At 63.8% G+C, this 19864-nt stretch carries 19 protein-coding genes; 8 read left to right on the top strand and 11 right to left on the bottom strand.

Annotation, left to right across the window (positions count from 1 at the left end):
- Positions 1 to 213: 213 nt before the first annotated feature.
- Positions 214 to 1254: a UDP-N-acetylmuramate dehydrogenase gene (gene murB / locus OKW26_RS30350; protein ID WP_429356068.1), complete on the top strand. Its 1041-nt coding sequence runs from the start codon at positions 214 to 216 to the stop codon at positions 1252 to 1254.
- A gap of 135 nt (positions 1255 to 1389) precedes the next feature.
- On the opposite strand, the gene argF is transcribed toward murB, so the two are convergent.
- On the bottom strand, positions 1390 to 2319 hold the full coding sequence (gene argF, locus OKW26_RS30345; RefSeq protein WP_090801624.1) for an ornithine carbamoyltransferase: 930 nt from the start codon (positions 2317 to 2319) through the stop codon (positions 1390 to 1392).
- A gap of 505 nt (positions 2320 to 2824) precedes the next feature.
- Between argF and OKW26_RS30340 the strand changes: the two genes are divergently transcribed.
- On the top strand, positions 2825 to 3172 hold the full coding sequence (locus tag OKW26_RS30340; protein WP_008923011.1) for a DUF3579 domain-containing protein: 348 nt from the start codon (positions 2825 to 2827) through the stop codon (positions 3170 to 3172).
- A gap of 157 nt (positions 3173 to 3329) precedes the next feature.
- Here OKW26_RS30340 and rpsT read toward each other — a convergent pair whose 3' ends face one another.
- Positions 3330 to 3608, bottom strand: a complete 279-nt coding sequence (rpsT, locus tag OKW26_RS30335) for a 30S ribosomal protein S20 (RefSeq protein WP_027198671.1) — start codon at positions 3606 to 3608, stop codon at positions 3330 to 3332.
- A 508-nt stretch (positions 3609 to 4116) separates the two neighbouring features.
- On the opposite strand from rpsT, the gene murJ reads away from it, so the two are divergent.
- Both murJ and OKW26_RS30325 read left to right on the top strand, forming a co-directional pair.
- Positions 4117 to 5667: a murein biosynthesis integral membrane protein MurJ gene (gene murJ / locus OKW26_RS30330; RefSeq protein ID WP_184023068.1), complete on the top strand. Its 1551-nt coding sequence runs from the start codon at positions 4117 to 4119 to the stop codon at positions 5665 to 5667.
- Between the two features lie 5 nt (positions 5668 to 5672).
- Entirely contained in the window at positions 5673 to 6515 is an 843-nt protein-coding gene (locus OKW26_RS30325; protein WP_184058608.1) for a SirB1 family protein, read from the top strand.
- A gap of 127 nt (positions 6516 to 6642) precedes the next feature.
- On the opposite strand, the gene OKW26_RS30320 is transcribed toward OKW26_RS30325, so the two are convergent.
- The 5 genes from OKW26_RS30320 to lpxK form a co-directional block, all read right to left on the bottom strand.
- Positions 6643 to 7401 carry a 3-hydroxyacyl-CoA dehydrogenase gene (locus OKW26_RS30320; RefSeq protein WP_090805443.1) on the bottom strand — a complete coding sequence of 253 codons (759 nt, stop codon included), beginning with the start codon at positions 7399 to 7401 and terminating at the stop codon, positions 6643 to 6645.
- A gap of 260 nt (positions 7402 to 7661) precedes the next feature.
- A complete protein-coding gene (adk, locus tag OKW26_RS30315; protein ID WP_090801619.1) occupies positions 7662 to 8327 on the bottom strand; it encodes an adenylate kinase in 666 nt (221 codons plus the stop codon).
- A gap of 211 nt (positions 8328 to 8538) precedes the next feature.
- Positions 8539 to 9333, bottom strand: a complete 795-nt coding sequence (gene kdsB, locus OKW26_RS30310) for a 3-deoxy-manno-octulosonate cytidylyltransferase (protein WP_090801617.1) — start codon at positions 9331 to 9333, stop codon at positions 8539 to 8541.
- Positions 9334 to 9539: 206 nt separating this feature from the next.
- Complete coding sequence (locus OKW26_RS30305; protein ID WP_007180583.1) at positions 9540 to 9743, bottom strand: Trm112 family protein; 204 nt, start codon at positions 9741 to 9743, stop codon at positions 9540 to 9542.
- Positions 9724 to 10740 (bottom strand): tetraacyldisaccharide 4'-kinase, encoded by a 1017-nt coding sequence (gene lpxK / locus OKW26_RS30300; RefSeq protein ID WP_429356067.1) that lies wholly within the window; start codon positions 10738 to 10740, stop codon positions 9724 to 9726. The genes OKW26_RS30305 and lpxK overlap by 20 nt, the downstream gene beginning before the upstream one ends.
- A gap of 548 nt (positions 10741 to 11288) precedes the next feature.
- Between lpxK and xseA the strand changes: the two genes are divergently transcribed.
- From xseA to OKW26_RS30285, 3 genes are all read left to right on the top strand, one after another.
- Complete coding sequence (gene xseA, locus OKW26_RS30295) at positions 11289 to 12668, top strand: exodeoxyribonuclease VII large subunit (protein WP_187614157.1); 1380 nt, start codon at positions 11289 to 11291, stop codon at positions 12666 to 12668.
- Between the two features lie 227 nt (positions 12669 to 12895).
- Entirely contained in the window at positions 12896 to 13474 is a 579-nt protein-coding gene (gene sodB / locus OKW26_RS30290; RefSeq protein WP_013090345.1) for a superoxide dismutase [Fe], read from the top strand.
- 610 nt (positions 13475 to 14084) lie between these two features.
- Positions 14085 to 14636 carry a glycine zipper family protein gene (locus OKW26_RS30285; RefSeq protein ID WP_429356066.1) on the top strand — a complete coding sequence of 184 codons (552 nt, stop codon included), beginning with the start codon at positions 14085 to 14087 and terminating at the stop codon, positions 14634 to 14636.
- A 121-nt stretch (positions 14637 to 14757) separates the two neighbouring features.
- Here OKW26_RS30285 and OKW26_RS30280 read toward each other — a convergent pair whose 3' ends face one another.
- From OKW26_RS30280 to OKW26_RS30270, 3 genes are all read right to left on the bottom strand, one after another.
- The gene (locus tag OKW26_RS30280) at positions 14758 to 16308 is read right to left on the bottom strand and encodes an NYN domain-containing protein (RefSeq protein WP_429356065.1); all 1551 of its coding nucleotides are present in this window, start codon (positions 16306 to 16308) and stop codon (positions 14758 to 14760) included.
- Between the two features lie 164 nt (positions 16309 to 16472).
- The gene (clpP, locus tag OKW26_RS30275) at positions 16473 to 17120 is read right to left on the bottom strand and encodes an ATP-dependent Clp endopeptidase proteolytic subunit ClpP (RefSeq protein WP_429356064.1); all 648 of its coding nucleotides are present in this window, start codon (positions 17118 to 17120) and stop codon (positions 16473 to 16475) included.
- Between the two features lie 11 nt (positions 17121 to 17131).
- Positions 17132 to 17359 carry a hypothetical protein gene (locus tag OKW26_RS30270; RefSeq protein ID WP_429356063.1) on the bottom strand — a complete coding sequence of 76 codons (228 nt, stop codon included), beginning with the start codon at positions 17357 to 17359 and terminating at the stop codon, positions 17132 to 17134.
- Between the two features lie 24 nt (positions 17360 to 17383).
- Here OKW26_RS30270 and OKW26_RS30265 point away from each other — a divergent pair, with 24 nt between their 5' ends.
- A complete protein-coding gene (locus OKW26_RS30265) occupies positions 17384 to 18439 on the top strand; it encodes a sigma-70 family RNA polymerase sigma factor (RefSeq protein ID WP_429356062.1) in 1056 nt (351 codons plus the stop codon).
- Here the strand turns inward: OKW26_RS30265 and OKW26_RS30260 are convergent.
- Complete coding sequence (locus OKW26_RS30260) at positions 18395 to 19669, bottom strand: EAL domain-containing protein (RefSeq protein ID WP_184058209.1); 1275 nt, start codon at positions 19667 to 19669, stop codon at positions 18395 to 18397. The two genes, OKW26_RS30265 and OKW26_RS30260, sit on opposite strands and share 45 nt — an antisense overlap.
- Between the last annotated feature and the right edge of the window lie 195 nt (positions 19670 to 19864).

Below are 19864 nucleotides of genomic sequence, written 5' to 3'. Positions count from 1 at the left end.
ACGGACCGGACGTCATTTTACCGACGCCGCTCTCTTTTGCCCAAGGCCGCCGCGCGGCGTCGCGACGGCGGGCGATCCCGCGTCGGGCGCCGCCGCTCGTGTCGTCAGGCGCGTCATTGGTGGTTTTTGTCGTTTCCTGTTGCTTCCCGTCGTTGCCCTGTTGCCATTCCGATGTCCCAATCCGCTCTTGCCGCTCCCGCTGTCGCGTCCCTCATGGCCGGCTATCCGCTGAAGGCCCACAACACCTTCGGCTTCGACGTGCGCGCGCAGTTCGCGTGCCTGATCGAGCGTGAGGAACAGTTGCTCGCCGCGGTGCGCGATCCGCGCGTCGAGGGCCTGCCGCGCCTCGTGCTGGGCGGTGGCAGCAACGTCATGCTGACCGGCGACTTCGCCGGGCTCGTGCTGCTGGTGGCGCTGCGCGGGCGCCGCGTGGTGCGCGAGGATCAGGAGGCGTGGTATGTCGAGGCGGCTGGCGGCGAGCCGTGGCACGAGTTCGTCGCGTGGACGTTGGCGCAGGGCATGCCCGGCCTCGAGAATCTCGCGCTGATACCTGGCACGGTCGGCGCGGCGCCAATCCAGAACATCGGCGCGTACGGGCTCGAAATGTGCGAACGCTTCGCGTCGCTGCGGGCGATCGAGCTCGTGACCGGCGAGGCCGTCGAACTCGACGGCGATGCGTGCCGGTTCGGCTATCGCGACAGCCTTTTCAAGCGGGAAGGGCGCGAGCGCTTCGTTATTGCGTCGGTGACGTTCCGTTTGCCGAAGGCGTGGCAGCCGCGCGCGGGCTACGCGGATCTCGCGCGCGAGCTGGCGGCGCGCGGTCATGCGGCGAGCGCTGGCCAAGCCGACGGTGCGGCCGCGCAGCCGACCGCGCAAGCCATTTTCGATGCGGTCGTCGCCGTGCGGCGTGCGAAGCTGCCCGATCCGCTCGAACTGGGCAACGCGGGGAGCTTCTTCAAGAATCCGGTAATCGATGCCGCCCAGTTCGAGGCGCTGAAGTGTCGCGAGCCGGAAGTCGTGTCGTATGTGCAAGCGGATGGGCGGGTGAAGCTGGCGGCCGGCTGGCTGATCGACCGATGCGGCTGGAAGGGCCGCGCGATGGGCGCGGCGGCCGTGCATGAGCGACAGGCGCTGGTGCTGGTGAATCGCGGTGGCGCGAGCGGCACGGAAGTGTTGGCGCTGGCACGGGCGATCCAGCAGGACGTGTTCGAGCGATTCGGCGTGGAACTGGAGGCGGAGCCAGTTTGCCTGTGAGCGGCAGTTCTCTCTTTTCGCGCTGAGTTGCCCCGCGGAGCGTCGCCGCCGACGAACGCAAAAGGCGCCGGGAGTTTCCTCCCGGCGCCTTTTTTGTGCCCGCGGTTCCGGCGCGTGTATGGACCAGCGGCTCGCTCAGTGATTGAGCTTGCCGAGCAGCAGGTATTCCATCAACGCCTTCTGCACGTGCAGACGGTTTTCCGCCTCATCCCACACGACGCTCTGCGGTCCGTCGATCACTTCCGCGCTGACTTCTTCGCCGCGATGCGCGGGCAGGCAGTGCATGAAGAGCGCGTCGGGATTCGCGCGCGCCATCATGTCGGCGTCGACGCACCAGTCTGCGAAGGCCTTCTTGCGCGCTTCGTTCTCGGCCTCGAAGCCCATGCTGGTCCACACGTCGGTGGTGACGAGATCGGCGCCCGTGCAGGCTTCGTTCGGGTCGTCGAATTCCTCGTAGAACGACGCGCTTTGCGCCGCGACGAGCGCGCGGTCGAGCTTGTAGCCGGGCGGCGTGGACAGGCGCAGCCTGAACCCGAGAATCTGCGCGGCTTCGATCCACGTGTACAGCATGTTATTCGCGTCGCCGACCCACGCGACCGTCTTGTCGCGAATTGGACCGCGATGCTCGAAGTACGTGAAGATGTCTGCGAGCACCTGACACGGGTGGTATTCGTTCGTGAGCCCGTTGATCACCGGCACGCGCGAATTCTCGGCGAAGCGCTGGATGATGTCCTGGCCGAACGTGCGGATCATGATGATGTCGACCATGCGCGAGATGACCTGCGCGGCGTCTTCGATCGGCTCGCCGCGGCCGAGCTGCGTGTCGCGCGTGCTCATGAACACGGCGTGGCCGCCCAGCTGGAAGATGCCGGCTTCGAACGACAGGCGCGTGCGTGTCGAATTCTTTTCGAAGATCATCGCCAGCGTGCGGTCATGCAGCGGGTGATAGGTCTCGTAGTTCTTGAATTTGCGTTTCAGGATGCGCGCGCGCTCCAGCACGTACTCGTAGTCTTCCAGCGAGAAGTCCTTGAACTGCAGGTAGTGGCGAATTTTCTTGGCGGTCATGAAACAAATACGGCGGTCTCACCCGGCAGGGTTGCCGGACTGCGCCGCCGTCGGTATGGTGGTAACTCCATGCAGCATAAAGGATTTCGCCTCGTTTGACGAGTCGGCGGGAAGGCGCCGCAAGCGATTCGAAAGCGTCGTACCGGGCTTCGCGGGGTCGTCGGAAGGCGCTTGTGTGCGCTGCGGAAAAGGGCCCGCTGCGCTATAATCTCCGGGTTATCCCAAAGCCCAGCAGGCCGGCGTTTCGCTTGAAGAAACGCGGCTCGCGCGGCGCGGAAAGCCTGTCACGGCGTGGCCGTCATGACAGACGCCAGAGCGGTTCAGCCGGTTCGCCGCAGCGGTTCTCGTGGTGCGGTTCGTCATTGTTGCGTTAGCGCCAGATCCCACGCACGTCGCAGGTGGCTGCAAGCGCTTGCCGTACATGCCGCTTGCGGTGAGTTCGAGCGTACAACTGGCGTCGCCGGTTGGTCGTCATTCCGCTGGGCAGTCACACAGGTATTTCTACATGGCCGAAGCAGCTCCAATCGAATATTTCATTCAGGGCATTACGTCGACCGGAAAAAAATTTCGGCCGAGCGACTGGTCGGAGCGGCTCGCGGGCGTCATGTCGTCGTTCGGGCCCGGCGTGAGGAAGGGGCCGAACGCCTATATGCAGTACTCGCTGTACGTGCGGCCGACCATGATCGGCGACCTCAAATGCGTGATTCTCGATTCGCGGCTGCGCGACATCGAACCAATGGCCTTCGATTTCGTTATGAACTTCGCGAAAGACAACGACCTGCTGGTCACCGAGGCGTGTGAGCTGGAACTCGAGCATGCGCCTGCGCCGCAAGCCAAACGGCACGTCATCTGATGTAAGTCGACCGGATCGGCAAAAGCAAAAAAACAAAAACCCGCAAGCAGCGGGTTTTTTTGTGGCTGGCAATTCAACCCAAACAAAAAAGCCCGCCAAAGCGGGCTTCTTGTGCAGCGGAAACAGGAGGTAGCCCGCCGAAGCGGGCCGACCGGAATTACTGCGCTGCGGGCGCTTGCAGACCCTTGACGGCTGCAGCGAGGCGGCTCTTGTTGCGAGCTGCCTTGTTCTTGTGAACGATGTTCTTGTCGGCGATGATGTCGATGGTCTTCGACGATGCCTTGAAGATTTCGGCGGCCTTAGCGTGATCGCCTGCGTCGATTGCCTTGCGGACAGCCTTGATAGCCGTGCGGAACTTCGAGCGCAGTGCCGAGTTGTGCGAGTTTGCCTTCGCGGCCTGGCGGGCGCGCTTGCGTGCTTGTGCGGAGTTAGCCATGACGGTTCCTTATCCTGTTCCTGTTTCCAGTACCCGGCCTTCAATAATGAGGCGAGGTGCTGCTTCTCGATCCGAACCCTTGGAAGCGATTGCCCAAGGGCGCAAAAGTGTCGAAAAAATCGATCGAACTACGCGAAGGCGGGCCCGTGTTTCAAGGCATCCGGATGTATTGACAGGCGGCGCTGCGCCAACCTGAGAACCGCGTCCGAAGACCATTCGAAAACTGAGCAAGCTTCGAAACCGACGATTATAGCAACAAAATCAGGCACGTGACAACGGATAACACGCGCCGGCGCCACAATGACCGGACCGGCGTCATGTCGGCGCGTATGTGCTGGCCCTCCTGCGAGGGCGCCGATGGAAGGCGGGGGCGCTGCCGGGAAGACCGCAGAAAACACGAAAAATCGCGCTTTCCAGCCGATCGCGGCGAACGTCCGCGTGGCAAATCGGTCCGAATCGCGTTCTGGCTCGTCGCCCGCATTGGCGGGACCCGTATAATAAGCGCCCCATGAATCTATTACGAGCCCTGCTGACGGTCAGCGGCTTCACGCTGCTGTCGCGCGTGACCGGACTGGCCCGTGAAACGTTGATCGCCCGTGCGTTCGGCGCCAGTCAATACACCGACGCTTTCTACGTCGCCTTTCGCATTCCGAACCTGCTGCGTCGCATTTCCGCCGAAGGCGCGTTCTCGCAGGCCTTCGTGCCGATCCTCGCGGAGTTCAAGAACCAGCAAGGCCACGACGCCACCAAGGCGCTCGTCGACGCGACCTCGACCGTGCTCGCGTGGGCGCTCGCCGTGCTGTCAGTGATCGGCGTGGTCGGCGCGTCGGGCGTCGTGTTCGTCGTCGCGTCGGGCCTTGCGCACGAGGGCCACGCGTACCAGCTTGCGGTCGCGATGACGCGCATCATGTTCCCATACATCATTTTCATCTCGCTGACGTCGCTGGCGTCGGGCGTGCTGAATACGTACAAGAACTTTTCGTTGCCCGCGTTCGCGCCCGTGCTGCTGAACGTCGCGTTCATCGTCTCCGCCGTATTCCTCGCGCCGCGCCTGCAAACGCCGGTCTATGCGCTCGCCTGGGCAGTGATCGTCGGCGGCGTGCTGCAATTCGTCGTGCAACTGCCGGGCCTCAAGAAGATCGACATGGTGCCGCTCATCGGCCTGAACCCGCTGCGCGCGCTCGCGCATCGCGGCGTAAAGCGGGTGCTCGCGAAGATGGTGCCGGCGATGTTCGCGGTGTCGGTCGCGCAGATCAGCCTGATCATCAACACCAACATCGCGTCGCACATCGGCCCCGGCGCGGTGTCGTGGATCAACTACGCCGACCGGTTGATGGAGTTTCCGACCGCGCTGCTCGGCGTCGCGCTGGGCACGATCCTGCTGCCGAGCCTGTCGAAGGCGCACGTCGATGCCGACTCGCATGAGTATTCGTCGCTGCTCGACTGGGGACTGCGCGTCACGTTCCTGCTCGCCGCGCCGAGCGCGATCGCGCTGTTCTTTTTCGCCCAGCCGCTGACAGCGGTGCTGTTCAACTACGGCAAGTTCGACGGCAATGCGGTCGTGATGGTGAGCCGCGCGCTCGCCGCCTACGGAGTCGGCCTGATCGGCCTGATCCTGATCAAGATCCTCGCGCCGGGCTTTTACGCGAAGCAGGACATCAAGACGCCAGTGAAGATCGGCATCGGCGTGCTGGTCGTCACGCAGTTGAGCAACTACGTGTTCGTGCCGGTGTTCGCGCATGCGGGTCTCACGCTGAGCGTCGGGCTCGGCGCTTGCGTCAATGCGTTGCTGCTATTCATTGGTCTGCGCAAACGTGGCATTTATATGCCGTCGAGCGGCTGGCTCAAGTTTTTCGTGCAGTTGCTCGGGGCGTGCCTCGTGCTCGCCGGCGTGATGCGCTGGCTCGCGATCAGCTTCGACTGGATCGGCATGCATACCCAGCCGGTCAGCCGCATGGTGTTGCTCGGTGCGTGTCTCGTGCTGTTCGCCGCGCTGTATTTCGGTATGCTTTGGCTGATGGGCTTCAAGTACGCGTATTTCAGAAGGCGAGTGAAGTGATCACCATGTCGCGGGTTCTCGATTATTTCAGTACGCTCGTCGCCGAAGACGAGAGCCTGCCGCTGACCGAGACGGCGCTCTCGATCGCGCAGGATGCCTATCCCGACCTCGATCTGCAGTCGGTGCTCGCCGAGATCGACGAGCTGGTGCTGCGGCTGCGGCGCCGCATGCCCGACGATGCCGACATCCGTCAGAAGGTTGGCATCCTCAATCGTTTCTTTTTCCGCGAACTCGGTTTCGCGAGCAACCTGAACGATTACTACGACCCCGACAACAGCCATCTGAACGTCGTACTCAAACGCCGCCGCGGCATTCCGATTTCGCTCGCGGTGCTCTATCTGGAGATGGCCGAGCAATTCGGCGTTCCGGTGCGTGGGGTGTCGTTTCCAGGCCACTTCCTGCTGCGCGTGACGATGCCCGACGGCGACGTGATGCTCGATCCGACCAGCGGTCATTCGCTGTCCGAAGCGCAGATGGTCGAGATGCTCGAGCCGTACGTCGCGTCGGCTGGCGATTCGGTCGGGCGCGCGCTACGCATGCTGCTGCAACCGGCCACGCATCGCGAGATCGTCGCGCGGATGTTGCGCAACCTGAAGGCGATCTATCTGCAGACCGAGCGTTGGCAACGTCTGCTCGCGGTGCAGCAACGGCTCGTCATTCTGCTGCCGGACAATATCGAGGAAGTGCGGGATCGCGGTTTCGCGTATGCGCGGCTCGATTATCTGCGGCCCGCGCTCGAGGACCTCGAAAGCTATCTCGGCGATCGCCCCGATGCGGAAGATGCCACCGTGGTCGAGTCGCAGTTGCATGAATTGCGGCAGCGCACGCGGCATGATGGCGGCGAATAGCGACGCGCGTTTTCACGCTGCATAAAACACAAACGCCTGCACATGTCGCACATGCACAGGCGTTTTTTTATCGCCGTATGCAGGCCTTGGCCTAGCATCGGCGACCAGATCGATCGCTAAGCGATCCTCACTTCGGCTGCATGCGGATCGCGCCGTCCAGCCGGATCACCTCGCCGTTCAGCATCGGATTGTCGAAGATCTGCTTGGCGAGCATCGCGTATTCGGCCGGTTTGCCGAGGCGCGGCGGGAACGGCACCATCGCACCGAGCGCGTCCTGCACTTCCTGCGGCATGCCGAGCAGCATCGGCGTTTCGAAGAGGCCGGGGGCGATCGTCATCACGCGGATCGCGTTGCGCGACAGGTCTCGCGCGATCGGCAGCGTCATACCGACCACGCCAGCCTTCGACGCGGAGTAGGCCGCCTGGCCGATCTGGCCGTCGAACGCGGCGACCGATGCGGTGTTGATGATCACGCCGCGCTCGCCGTTGGCGTTCGGCTCGTTCTTCGACATTTGCACCGCGGCGAGCCGGATCATGTTGAACGTGCCGATCAGATTGATCGAGATCGTGCGCGTGAACAGATCGAGCGAATGGGGGCCATCCTTGCCGACGGTCTTCGCGGCCGGCGCGACGCCCGCGCAGTTGACGAGACCGCGCAGCGTACCGAGCTTCGTCGCGGCTTCGACGGCCTGTTGCGCGTCCTCTTCCCGGCTCACGTCGCATTTGACGAAAGCGCCGCCGAGTTCCTTTGCGAGCGCCTCGCCCGCGTCCAGATTCAGGTCGGCGAGGACGACTTTGCCGCCGTTCTCGACGAGCAGGCGCGCGGTGGCAGCGCCGAGCCCTGATGCGCCGCCGGTGATCAGGAACACGTTGTCACGAATTTCCATGTCTTCTCCTTTGCTACGGTTGTTCAGTGCGGTATCGAGCGAAGCATTTTTCGACGACGATCGATTGTAGCGGCTGTGCTGCGCTGCGGAAAGCGAAGCGGGCGCCGGCATGCAAGCGCTATGGAAACCTAACTGGTTCCGCTGGGCGTTCCCCACCGCTTGCCGCTTTTGGTTTGCGCACCGAGCCAAATAAAAAACCCGCCCAACGTGGGCGGGTTTTGGTCAAACGAAAACAGCGGTAATGTTTGGACCAAGCCGGCTTACTTCAGCGCGTCGAACGCGCGGGCGCGAATTTCATCGACGCTGCCGAGGCCCGAAATGCGGCGATATTGGGGCGCCTTCACCGAGCTCGACGTATCGCCGTTCTTCGCCCAGCCGTTGTAGTACTCGATCAGCGGCTTGGTTTGCGATTCGTACACTTCCAGACGCTTCTTGACCGTTTCTTCCTTGTCGTCGTCGCGCTGGATCAGCGGCTCGCCGGTCACGTCGTCGATGCCCTCGACCTTCGGCGGATTGAACGTCACGTGATAGGTGCGGCCCGACGCGGGGTGCGAGCGACGGCCGCTCATGCGCACGATGATCTCGTCGAACGGCACGTCGATTTCGAGCACGTAGTCGATCGCGACACCGGCCTGCTTCATTGCTTCGGCTTGCGGAATCGTGCGCGGGAAGCCGTCGAACAGATAGCCGTTCGCGCAGTCCGGCTGCTGCAGACGTTCCTTCACGAGGTTGATGATCAGCTCATCCGTGACGAGCTCGCCGGCGTCCATGAAGCGCTTTGCTTCGAGGCCGAGCGGCGTGCCGGCCTTGACGGCCGCGCGCAGCATGTCGCCGGTCGAAATTTGCGGGATGCCGAACTTTTCCTTGATGAAGTTGGCCTGAGTGCCTTTGCCGGCACCCGGTGCACCCAACAGGATCAAACGCATGGATATCTCCAGATCTATGTGAATTCTTTGTTGACGCGGCATGCTTCCCGGCGATTCTCGCAGGTTCCGCATCGGCTACCGTTGGCTACCTCGCGCTGCACGTCGAATACGACGGCGCTGCAAGATCCGCACGGCGCGACCGGGATAACCCGAGTGTCGCCTGCGCTGGGAGGCGCGCATAACCGTTCGATTATGCCACGGCTTCCCGCGCTCAAGACCCGAATAAGGCCCGTACGCGCGCGAGATCGGCGGGGGTATCGACCCCCGCCAACGGTACGTCTTGCGTGACGAGGACCGCGATGCGCTCGCCATGCCACATCGCGCGCAGTTGTTCGAGCGCTTCGACCTGCTCGATCGGCGAGATCGCGAGGCTCGGGTACGTGCGCAGAAATTTCGCGCGATACGCGTACAGGCCGATGTGCCGGTATACGACGGCGGGCGCGGCCGGCGTCGGCATCGATGCGACGTTGGGCCAGTGCGGTTGCCATGCGTCGCGCGCCCACGGGATCGGCGCGCGCGAGAAATACAGCGCGACGCCGCGCGCATCGGGCACGACCTTGACGACGTTCGGATTGAAAATTTCGGCGGGATCGGTGATCGGATGCGCGGCCGTCGCGATCGCGCAGTCGCTCGTCGTTGCCAGATGCGCGGCGACGCCGCGCACGAGCGCCGGGTCGATCAGCGGCTCGTCGCCCTGCACGTTGACGACGATCGTGTCGTCGCTCCAGCCGAAACGCGTCGCCACTTCCGCGAGACGGTCGGTGCCCGACGGATGGTCGGCGCGCGTGAGTACCGCGTCGAAGCCGTGGTCTCGCGCCGCGTCGAGCACTTCCTGCGCGTCCGACGCGACCAGCACCTGTTGTGCGCCCGATTCGCGGGCGCGCTGCGCGACGCGCACGACCATCGGTTTGCCGCCGATGTCCGCGAGCGGCTTGTTGGGCAGACGCGTCGACGCGAGGCGGGCCGGCACGACGGCGATAAACGGATGAGGGGTGGTGTGGATCATCGGATCAGGAACGGTCGGCGATCAGGCCGGAGGAAGAGGCTGCGCGCGCGACGCTCACGCAGGGTCGGACATGAGCCGGAGCGGCGAAAACGGCTGCGGATCGATATTGGAGCGCATGCGGGGAGGGGGCGGTGGCATCGATGAAGCCTGCCTTGACCCGCGCGCGAGCGAGACGTCGCGGCGCCTCGGTGCCGCGACGCGGCGGGTCAGGCGACCGAGCCTGGATTCAGATCGACCGGCGTGCCTTCGACGGTCTGCCTCGCTTCGTCGACGAGCATCACGGGAATGCCGTCGCGGATCGGATAGGCGAGCTTGTCCGCGTTGCAGATCAGTTCCTGCGCGGCGCGGTCGTAGCTGAGCGGGCCCTTGCAGATCGGGCAGACGAGGATTTCAAGCAGGCGAGCGTCCACGGACTTTCTCCACAACTAATGCAGTGAGGCGGTGATCAAGCGCGGCTTCGACCGGGACTACCCAGATGCGCGCGTCGTGCCAGGCCCCCAATTTTACCGCATCCTTTTCCGTAATCAGGATCGCGTCGGCGTCGACGTCGGTGAACGGATTGCGCTCGAACGCGTAGTGGTCGGGCAGCGCGCGCGTCGTGGGCGCGAGGCCGGCCGCGCGCACTGTCGCGAAAAAGCGTTCCGGCGCGCCGATGCCGGCCGCGGCCAGCACGCGTTGACCGGCGAATTGCGCAAGCGGGCGGCGCAGTGCGGGATTGTCGAGATGCCACGCGTCGGCAGGGGCGAGCTGCAGTGCGAACGTGTTCGGCCACGCGGGCAGCGTGCGCGCATACGGATCGTTGATCAGCGTCGCGTCGCGGCGGCGCGACAGCGGCTCGCGCAGCGGCCCGGCCGGTAGCAGGAAACCGTTGCCGCCGAGCCGGTGATCGAACACGACGAGTTCGACATCGCGCGCGAGGCGATAGTGCTGCAAGCCGTCGTCGCTGACGATCACGTCGATGTCGCGATGCGCGGCGCACAGCGCCTGCGCGGCGGCGACGCGGTCCGGACAGACCCACACGGGTGCGCCGGTGCGGCGCGCGATCAGTAACGGCTCGTCTCCGCCGACCCGTGCCGACGAACCGGGCGTGACCCGGGTCGGCGTGCTCACGCGCGCGCCGTAGCCGCGCGACACGATGCCGGGCGTTAAGCCCGCGGCGCGCAACGCTTCGACCAGCGCGATGACGGTCGGCGTCTTGCCGGTGCCCCCGACCGTCACGTTGCCGACCACCACCACCGGCACGCCGACGCGCACCGATTTGAGCCAGCCGAGCGAAAACGCGGCGCGGCGCGAGGCCGCGACTGCGCCGAACACGCAGGCGAGCGGCGTCAGCGCCCAGGCGAGCGGTCCACGTTGCTGCCATTCGCGCGCGACGCGCGCTCCGAGACGGTCGCTGAGTTCGCTCATGGGCGGGTTGCGAGCACGGACTGCGCGCCGTGCGCACTACGCGGGGTCAACATCAACGCGGTTCTCCGGACAATCGAATGCGAATACGGGTCGAAAAATGAGGTGCGAGCGGCGCGGCGAAAGGCCCGCGCCCAGTGGCCTCGGGCCGGGCAAGCTCTCCGCCGCGCTGCGCGATCGACATGCTGTCGAACCCGGCACTGTAGCGCGCGGGCGTCCCGCCCGGCAAGTCGCGTAAGGTCCAACGCACGCCGCTCCACGCTATGTGCGGTTGCTCACAGTCTGTGGATAACTTTGTGGAGAACCTGCCGTCCGATTGTCCCGAAGGGCCATTCCGTGCGCTTTGGATCGTAGTACTCGCTCGCTATCGAGATGCAAACGCCATATAAATCAAGGCTCTGCCAGGAATTTATTGACGTTGGCGGGCGTTCTGGCGGAATTCGTCAGGCGGTTCCCGCCATGTGGACACTTTTAACAATCCTGCGATTCCGGCTGGACGCCGCTCTTCGCTCGGTCTATCGTCTGTCCGGCCAGCGCTATTTATTCCTTGCATGAACCCCGAAAATCCTTTTGCTTCTGCGGCCGCACCTGGCGGTGAGGTCGTCGTTCCCGTCTCCGCGCTCAATCGCGCGATCGGCACGATGCTCGAACGCTCGTTTCCACTCGTTTGGGTCGCGGGTGAAGTGTCGAACTTCACGCGCGCCGCGAGCGGCCATTGGTACTTCTCGATCAAGGACGCGCAGGCGCAGATGCGCTGCGTGATGTTCCGCGGTCGAGCTCAGTACGCCGAATTCATGCCGCGCGAAGGCGATCGCATCGAAGTGCGCGCCCTCGTCACGATGTACGAGCCGCGCGGCGAACTGCAGCTTAATGTCGAAGCGGTGCGCCGCACCGGCCAGGGGCGTTTGTACGAAGCGTTTCTGCGGTTGAAGGCGCAACTCGAGGCCGAGGGGCTGTTCGCCGCCGAGCGCAAGCGCGCGCTGCCGACGCATCCGCGCGCGATCGGTATCGTCACGTCGTTGCAGGCGGCCGCATTGCGCGATGTGCTGACGACGCTGTCGCGTCGCGCGCCGCATATTCCGGTGATCGTTTATCCGGCGCCGGTGCAGGGCGCGGGCGTCAGCGCGAAGCTCGCGGCGATGATCGAGGCGGCTGGCGCGCGCCGCGAGGTCGACGTGCTGATCGTGTGTCGCGGCGGCGGCTCGATCGAAGATCTGTGGGCGTTCAACGAAGAAGTGCTCGCGCGCGCGATTGCCGAAAGCGTCATACCCGTGGTGAGCGGCGTCGGTCACGAGACCGATTTCACGATTGCCGATTTCGCCGCCGACGTACGTGCACCGACGCCGACCGGTGCCGCCGAACTCGTCAGTCCACAGCGCGTCATGCTGCTGCGCGAACTCGATCATCGGCACGCGACGCTCGCGCGCGCGTTCGGCCGCATGATGGAGCGGCGCGCGCAGCAGCTCGACTGGCTGGCGCGCCGGCTCGTGTCGCCCGCCGAGCGGCTCGCTCGGCAGCGCACGCATCTGCAGCAGTTGCGCGTTCGGCTCGCGTCGGCGGGCGCCCGGCCGGTGCGCGACGCTCGTGCGCGATTTTCGCTGCTGCAGATGCGCTGGCAACGCTGGCGTCCGGATCTCGCGGCCGAGCGCACGCGCGTCAACGTGTTGGCGCAGCGTCTGAATGCGGCGCTATCGCGCCGGCATGAACGACAGGTCGCGCGCATCGACATGCTCAGCGCGCGACTCGAAGTGCTGAGTCCACAGCGCACGCTCGAGCGCGGTTATGCGGCCGTGCTCGATGCGCAAAGCGGTCGGGCGATTCGCACGCCGTCGTCGCTGAAACCTGGACGTCGTCTGACGATGCATCTCGCCGAAGGCTCGGCCGATGTCGCGCTCGCCGACGTGCAGGCGCGTCTGACCGACGGTTTCTGACGTTTCGCCGGTGGGCGCGTGACGCCCTGTTTACTGTCTTCCGACTGTCTTCCGACGAGCCGGGCACGCGCCATGCGCGCGCTTCTCATGGGCCTTGCGCACGGCGTGTTCGACATGCCGGACATAAAGGCCGTTGGTTTGCGGGGTTATTCCAACTCGCCTACAATCGAGTGCTCGATAGCGTCATCCGCAGACTCCCCACAACAGATACAGAGAAGGAAAGCACCATGGAACATACGCTCCCGCCGCTGCCGTTTGCGAAAAACGCGCTCGCTCCGCACATGTCGGAAGAGACGCTCGAGTTTCACTATGGCAAGCATCACCAGACCTATGTGACCAACCTGAACAATCTGATCAAGGGCACCGAGTTCGAGAACCTGTCGCTGGAAGAGATCGTCAAGAAGTCGTCGGGCGGTATCTTCAACAATTCGGCTCAGGTGTGGAATCACACGTTCTTCTGGAACAGCCTGTCGCCGCAAGGTGGCGGCGCACCGACCGGCGCGCTGGCTGACGCCATCAACGCGAAGTGGGGTTCGTTCGACAAGTTCAAGGAAGAGTTTGCGAAGACCGCGGTCGGCACGTTCGGCTCGGGCTGGGCATGGCTCGTGAAGAAGGCTGATGGTTCGCTCGACCTCGTGTCGACGAGCAACGCCGCCACGCCGCTCACCACCGACGCGAAGGCTCTGCTGACGATCGACGTGTGGGAGCACGCTTACTACATCGACTATCGCAATGCGCGTCCGAAGTTCGTCGAGGCGTACTGGAACATCGTCAACTGGGACTTCGCAGCGAAAAACTTCGCTTGAGATTGCCGGTTGCGGCTCGCCGTCTGATGTCGTGATCCTTGCGGTCGCGATTGAAGATGGTAGCCAGAGACGAAAGCCCTCCATCGCGAGGGCTTTTTCTTTCTGGAGGCGATTGGAAGGGGATGGATTGGTATTGCTTACCACCGAGGGATGTCCTTCTTACGCGCTCCTGAAAGAAGTTTGTCACAGTTGGTAACTGCGGTTTGGCGGGGCGCGGCGCTAAGCCCTGCGGCTAATCGTCGGGGCCAGAATTCGTGGACATCTGTCGATGCCGATGAGCCCGGTCCGCGCCCGTCGACTTCGCCGAACTGGCGAGGGCGGGCGCTGGTGGCGGATGGTTCATATACTGGAAGTTCTGCGCGGTCGCGGCGCTCGGGAAGGTCGTCGCGTCCGGTTGCTGGAGTACGACGTTCGGCGCGGCCGGCGTCGTGTCAATCGATTGCCAGCTCATCTACAAGCATTACTTGATATAACCTACCAATCGCCGCAGCGACTCGCAGCAAGGTCGAGGCCAGCCAGCCGGGCAAAAAACTTTCTGTAACTGAGCCGTAACCACGGAATTTCGCGATTAGCCTAACGTTTGAACTCCAAACCTCCGAAGTGCACCACCATGATTCCCAGCAATAAAACGATCAGCCTGGCGACTCCCGCCGCCGTCATCGCGCTCGCGTTAGGCGGTTGCGCAGTGGCGCCACCGAGCGGCCCGAGCATAGCCGCGATGCCGCGCAGCGGCGAGCCGCTCAGCCAATTCCAGCAGAACGACTACGCGTGCCGCGACTACGCGAATCAATCGACGAATCCGTCCGGCGCTGCGCAGGCGGCCACCACGAACAGCGTGAACAGCGCGGCGCTCGGCACGCTCGGCGGCGCGGCGATCGGCGCGCTGTTCGGCGCCGCGGCGGGCAACGCCGGCGCGGGCGCGGCGATCGGCGCCGGCAGCGGTCTGCTGATCGGGGGCGCGAACGGCGCGAATGGCGCCCAGTATTCGGCGGCCGGCATGCAGGCGCGCTACGACACCGCCTACGCCCAGTGCATGACCTCGAAGGGTGAGACGATCGTTCAGCCGCAGCCTTACTATTCGACGCAGCCGGTGTACGTCGCGCCCCGTCCTTATTACGCGCCGCCTCCGCCCGTCATGTACGCGCCTTATCCGGCTTACTGAGCGGTGATAGCTGAGATCGGCCGGCTTGCTTGTCTTGCATTGTCGGCCGGTACTGCATTTCAAGTCCGAAGGACGGTTGGGCGGTAGCTTTTAGCGACGATCGTCGAATCCGTGCCGCTCCTTATTCCGCGCTGTCGGTCGATGCCGCTTTGCGCGGGCGACGGCTCCGGGACGCCGTTTTACGGGCTGCCTTCCTGGCGGGCTCAGACCCTTCTTCCGAGTTGATTGCTGGAGCAGGGGGCGCGGCCGGCGCTGCGATCTCAGGTACTTCCTCGATCGTGCCTGGCGTGCTTTTCTTCACTTTCTTCGCGGCCGTTTTGCGCGATGCGCGCTTTTTGGCGCTTTGACGCAGCGCGGGTTGGTCGCTGTCGGTGGAATGGTCGGTTCCTTGGCCGAATACGACTTGTTCAGCGGCTGTATCCGCTTGCGCTGTTACAGCGCGAGCTTTGGACGCTTCAGCTATCGGTTCAGTGACGAACTCACGTGGGAGCGGCGCGTGTTCACGCGGTTCCTGCCGCTCGATCTCTTCGGCGGGTTCCGCGTGTTCGGTGAGAGCCGGAGCGGTAGCCGCATGCTCTTCATCAGCCGTTTCGTGGTGACCGCGCTTGCCGTGCGCGGCCTCCTGCTGACCCCGCCCCAGCTTGCGGTTGTTGCGCTCCTTGCGCCGCGACTTGTGCTTGCCGCCCGACTCGGACGCGGCCGCTTGCGCCGCCTGCGCTTCATACGAATGTTCGGCCGCCTGTTCGGCCGATACCGCTTCAGCCGACCCCGTTTCGGCAGACTCCGCCGCGGTTTCGCCGATGGTTTCACTTGCCGCTTCACTCGCAACGTTCACGGCTGTGCTTCGATAGACGTACGCGCCTGACTTTTCATCGCGGCCGAATTCGAGCAGCCCGCGCGCCTGCGCTTCTTCCAGCAGATTGCCGAAAGCGCGAAACCCGTAATACGTCTCGTTGAAATCCGGTTTGCGCCGTTTGATCGCGTTCTTCAGCACGGACGCCCAGATCTTGCCGCTGTCGCCACGTTCGGAAGCGAGCGCGTCGAATGTCTGCACCGCAATTTCAACGGCCTTGCTGCGGCGCTTCTCCAGATCTTCCTTGGGCGGGGCTTTCTCTTCGTCAGGCGCACGTTTGGCTGCCTGCTGGGTGTTCTGCTGCTGACGCGACGATTCGGGCCTCGCGACTGCGCGCTGACTTTCGCGTACAAGATCGTCGTAAAAGAAGAACTCGTCGCAATTCGCAATCAGCAGATCCGAGGTGGACTGTTGCACACCGACGCCGATCACCTGTTTGGCGTTCTCGCGCAGCTTCGACACGAGCGGCGAGAAATCCGAATCACCACTGATGATGACGAACGTATTGACGTGCGATTTCGTATAACAGAGATCGAGCGCATCGACGACGAGCCGGATGTCGGCGGAATTCTTGCCCGATTGGCGCACGTGTGGAATTTCGATCAACTCGAAATTGGCCTCGTGCATCGCGCCTTTGAAGCTCTTGTAACGGTCCCAGTCGCAATACGCTTTCTTGACGACGATGCTGCCCTTCAGCAGCAGGCGCTCGAGCACCAGCTTGATGTCGAACTTGTCGTACTTCGCGTCGCGCACGCCAAGCGCGACATTCTCGAAGTCGCAGAACAGCGCCATGCTGACGTTTTCGTTGGATGACGCCATGTGTATCTCCATTGAAGCGGTCGTCGAAGTCGACGAATCGCGACATGATAGCGATTCCAGCGAAGGTGAGCAGCTTTTGTGGTGCGCTCGCACCGATCGGTAGGTGGGAATTTGCAGCCAGCGGTCCAACCGGTGGTTCAGCGGGCGGCTCGATGTCAGTTCCGTTACAGGGTGTCGCGACGGCCTGCGTTGTTCCATGTCGCGCGAGCTTCCAGCACGTCATCGATCAATCCGTATTCCCTCGCTTCGAGCGCCGACATGAAGTTGTCGCGGTCGGTATCGCGCGCGATTTCTTCGATGCTGCGTCCGGTCCGCTCGGCCATCATCGCATTGAGACGCGCTCGTACATACAGCACCTCCTTGGCCTGGATTTCGATGTCCGCCGCGGTGCCCTGACCGCCGCCCGACGGCTGGTGAATCATGATGCGCGCATTGGGTAGCGCATACCGTTTGCCGCATTGACCCGCGGTGAGCAGAAAGGTGCCCATGCTCGCGGCAAAACCCGTGCACAAGGTCGAGACCTCCGGTTTGATGAACTGCATGGTGTCGTAAATCGCGAGGCCGTCATACACGGAGCCGCCGGGCGAGTTGATGTAAAAAGAAATATCCTTGTCGGAGTTCTCCGATTCGAGAAACAGCAATTGCGCGACGATCAGACTGGCTGACTGCTCGTTCACGGGCCCGACAAGAAAGACGATGCGCTCGCGCAGCAGGCGGGAGTAGATGTCATAGGCACGTTCGCCCCGGCCGGATTGTTCGATCACCGTGGGCACAAGGCCGAGGCCGGAGACAGACGGGTAACTGGAAGGCATGGATTCCTCGTTCAGGATGGATGGCGCGGGCATTCCGGGATGCGCAGGCCGCCGCGGATCAGAAGCCGCGTGACATGCGCCGGTTGTTGCTCATTTGACGAAGCAGCCGCTGGCGTTGTGACAGAGAATTTTTTTTTGCGCCGCGCTGTCACATCACCGGTTGCCCATGCGTCAAGCTCAGGAATACCGAGCATGACGCGCGCCTGAGCCATGCCACCGGTATGCAGCCGCTTTTTCACCACGCACCATCGGGAGGTCTACGCATGACGGAACAGGGAATCGACAAGGCATCCGGTTTCGAGGCCGCGCGCGCCCGTCTGCTGGCACTCGCATATCGGATGCTCGGCAGTCGCGCGGAGGCCGAAGACGTGGTGCAGGATGTCTGGCTCAAATGGCACCTGGCCGATACGCAGGCGGTGCAAACGCCGGTCGCGTGGCTCACCACGCTCACCACGCGCACGGCGATCGACCGTCTGCGGCATGCTCAGCGCGAGCGTGCGTCACAGGCTAGCGGCTGGTTGCCGGAGCCGTGGCTCGACGAGGTCGCGCCATCGGCGGAGGAGTTGGCGTTGCGAGCGGCAGATATGTCGTACGGCGTGATGCTGCTTCTCGAACATCTGAAACCAGACGAACGTGCGGCGCTCGTCCTGCATGAAGCGTTCGAGTGCGGTTATGCGGAAATCGCCTCGATTCTCGAGCGCACGCCGGCCGCTTGCCGGCAAATGGTTCATCGCGCCAAGGAGCGTCTGAGACGTGCGGGGGCGCCGTTGGAGCGGCCCGATCCGGCGGTGCATGGGCGAATCGTCGAGCGTTTGCGCGCGGCGCTCGAAGCGCAAGACCGGGCGGGCCTGCTACAGCTTTTCAGCGATGCGCCGCAACTGATCAGCGACGTACCTTTGTACGTTCCGCCCCCTCGGTTCCCCACAGCCAACCCGGCCCTTCGAGCACAAGGGCCAACGCCTGAAACCGAAGCGCAACGCGACCGCGAACCGGGTTCAGGTCCGAAGTGGATGGCTGTAGTCACATCGCTCGCGCAACAGGCGAGCCATGCGGAGGTGGTGTCGATGGCGGGTGCGGTGTGCATCGCACTGTTCTGCGACGGCGAGATCGTCGGGTTAATCGACGTGGTGACGGATGGAAAAACGGACCTTTCGGCGAAAATCGTCTCGCTGCGCATCCTGACCAGCGCCGCGCATCTGCAGGCGGCCAACCGGATGCTGGGCCGTGATGCGGTCACGGAACTGCTTGCCCGCATCAAGGACCATCCGGGGGCGTCAGTTACGGTGAGCCGCGACTTCCCAGTTGATGTCGACGCATAGCACCTGCGTACCATGCGACGTGTGCGCGGCAATCGAGGCGGTCACGCACAGATGCGCTTCGTTGATCGACAGATACGGCGGCGTCAGATTAACCCGCCCCGGTTGACGCATCGCCTGAATGAAGTACGGGCGGCGCTCCCAACTCGCGCCTTCGGAATGCAGCAGCGGGCTGAAGCGCTTTGCGCGTTGCGATGTGCGCCCCGGCGGCAGCACGTTGTCGCCGATTTGCCGCCCCGAACCGTCCAAAACAAAGCAGCGCGCCGTTTCTCCGAGCGCGAGCAGAGGTGCGCTCGCCTGCGTGATCGATTCCCCGGCAACCAGCTGCGCGGCGGCTGCCTCGAGCGCCGTGACATACGGCGCGAGCCGCGCGGATTGCGCTTTCTCTCGAGCGGCAACGCGTTCGCGCAGCGAAGCGGAGAGCGAATCCATCAGGCCAGCGGCAACTTGCGGCTTGACGGGTTCGACGCTCGGACCCGCGAAAAATGCGCCCTGGACGAAGTCGACATTGCATTCGAGCGCGATCAGCGCATCACGTTCGGTGCTCAGACCGCCCATCAGCACCAGTTGCCCAGACTCGTGCAACAGAGAGACGAGGCCCGGCAGCACGCGCTCGATATGCGAGTGTTCACTCGCTTGCGCGAGGATGCAGCGGTCGAGCGTGACGATGTCCGGCCGCAGATTCCACACCCGGTCGATGTTCGAATGCTTGGCGCCAAAGCCGTCGAGCGCGATCAGGAAACCGGCCTTGCGCAGCGAATCGACGATTTCGGCGAAGCGCGTGGTTTCGCCGCCAGCCTGTTCGGATACTTCGAGCACCACGCGCTGCGGCGGCAGGCCGAGCGCCTTCAGGCTGGCAAGCAGCGCGTCGCCGTAGCTGGTGTCCATCAGTGCGGCCGGATGCAGGCTGAGGAAGAGCCATTCGTCGTGGCTGTCGAATGCGTTGAAGTTGCCGAGGTGCAGCGATTCGGCCAGCCGTCCGAGTTCCAGCAGATCGCCGCGTCGCGCGGCCTGCGTAAAGACTTCGTGCGAGGGCACTTGCCGCTCATGCTCGTCGTGCACGCGCAGCGACGCGTGATACCCGATCGCGCGCCGGTGCGATACCGAAAAGACCGGCTGAAACACGCTGAAAACAGTGTAGCCGCCATAGAGAACGGTACGCCGGGAGCCTTCGTCGCCGGCCATCGGGCGTGGTGGCTGGAAGCCGGGAGGATCGAGTTCGATCATGCTCATCGTGTCAGTCGTGTGGAAATGGCGGCGCTTGCTGGGCCAGGCAGGAGTTCGCGCGCGCAGACCAAGAGTTTACAGGATAGACGAGCAAGAACTATGCGCGTGTTCGAACAAAGCTCGAGCGTCCACCAGCAATGCTCCGAGGAAATCGTTGTGCGCCCGACGCGGTACGAAGGCGATAACGCGCACTTCGCTGGT

Source organism: Paraburkholderia sp. 32, from assembly GCF_050435345.1.
GTDB lineage: Bacteria > Pseudomonadota > Gammaproteobacteria > Burkholderiales > Burkholderiaceae > Paraburkholderia > Paraburkholderia tuberum.
Note: the sequence above shows the minus strand (reverse complement) of the source record. Positions and strands in the feature narration are given on the sequence as shown.

Excerpts from the sequence above, each read along its gene's own strand:
- murB (WP_429356068.1), top strand. The coding sequence starts at position 214 with ATGGCCGGCTATCCGCTGAAGGCCCACAACACCTTCGGCTTCGACGTG.
- argF (WP_090801624.1), bottom strand. The coding sequence starts at position 2,319 with ATGACCGCCAAGAAAATTCGCCACTACCTGCAGTTCAAGGACTTCTCG.
- OKW26_RS30340 (WP_008923011.1), top strand. The coding sequence starts at position 2,825 with ATGGCCGAAGCAGCTCCAATCGAATATTTCATTCAGGGCATTACGTCG.
- rpsT (WP_027198671.1), bottom strand. The coding sequence starts at position 3,608 with ATGGCTAACTCCGCACAAGCACGCAAGCGCGCCCGCCAGGCCGCGAAG.
- murJ (WP_184023068.1), top strand. The coding sequence starts at position 4,117 with ATGAATCTATTACGAGCCCTGCTGACGGTCAGCGGCTTCACGCTGCTG.
- OKW26_RS30325 (WP_184058608.1), top strand. The coding sequence starts at position 5,673 with ATGTCGCGGGTTCTCGATTATTTCAGTACGCTCGTCGCCGAAGACGAG.
- OKW26_RS30320 (WP_090805443.1), bottom strand. The coding sequence starts at position 7,401 with ATGGAAATTCGTGACAACGTGTTCCTGATCACCGGCGGCGCATCAGGG.
- adk (WP_090801619.1), bottom strand. The coding sequence starts at position 8,327 with ATGCGTTTGATCCTGTTGGGTGCACCGGGTGCCGGCAAAGGCACTCAG.
- kdsB (WP_090801617.1), bottom strand. The coding sequence starts at position 9,333 with ATGATCCACACCACCCCTCATCCGTTTATCGCCGTCGTGCCGGCCCGC.
- lpxK (WP_429356067.1), bottom strand. The coding sequence starts at position 10,740 with ATGAGCGAACTCAGCGACCGTCTCGGAGCGCGCGTCGCGCGCGAATGG.
- xseA (WP_187614157.1), top strand. The coding sequence starts at position 11,289 with ATGAACCCCGAAAATCCTTTTGCTTCTGCGGCCGCACCTGGCGGTGAG.
- sodB (WP_013090345.1), top strand. The coding sequence starts at position 12,896 with ATGGAACATACGCTCCCGCCGCTGCCGTTTGCGAAAAACGCGCTCGCT.
- OKW26_RS30285 (WP_429356066.1), top strand. The coding sequence starts at position 14,085 with ATGATTCCCAGCAATAAAACGATCAGCCTGGCGACTCCCGCCGCCGTC.
- OKW26_RS30280 (WP_429356065.1), bottom strand. The coding sequence starts at position 16,308 with ATGGCGTCATCCAACGAAAACGTCAGCATGGCGCTGTTCTGCGACTTC.
- clpP (WP_429356064.1), bottom strand. The coding sequence starts at position 17,120 with ATGCCTTCCAGTTACCCGTCTGTCTCCGGCCTCGGCCTTGTGCCCACG.
- OKW26_RS30265 (WP_429356062.1), top strand. The coding sequence starts at position 17,384 with ATGACGGAACAGGGAATCGACAAGGCATCCGGTTTCGAGGCCGCGCGC.
- OKW26_RS30260 (WP_184058209.1), bottom strand. The coding sequence starts at position 19,669 with ATGAGCATGATCGAACTCGATCCTCCCGGCTTCCAGCCACCACGCCCG.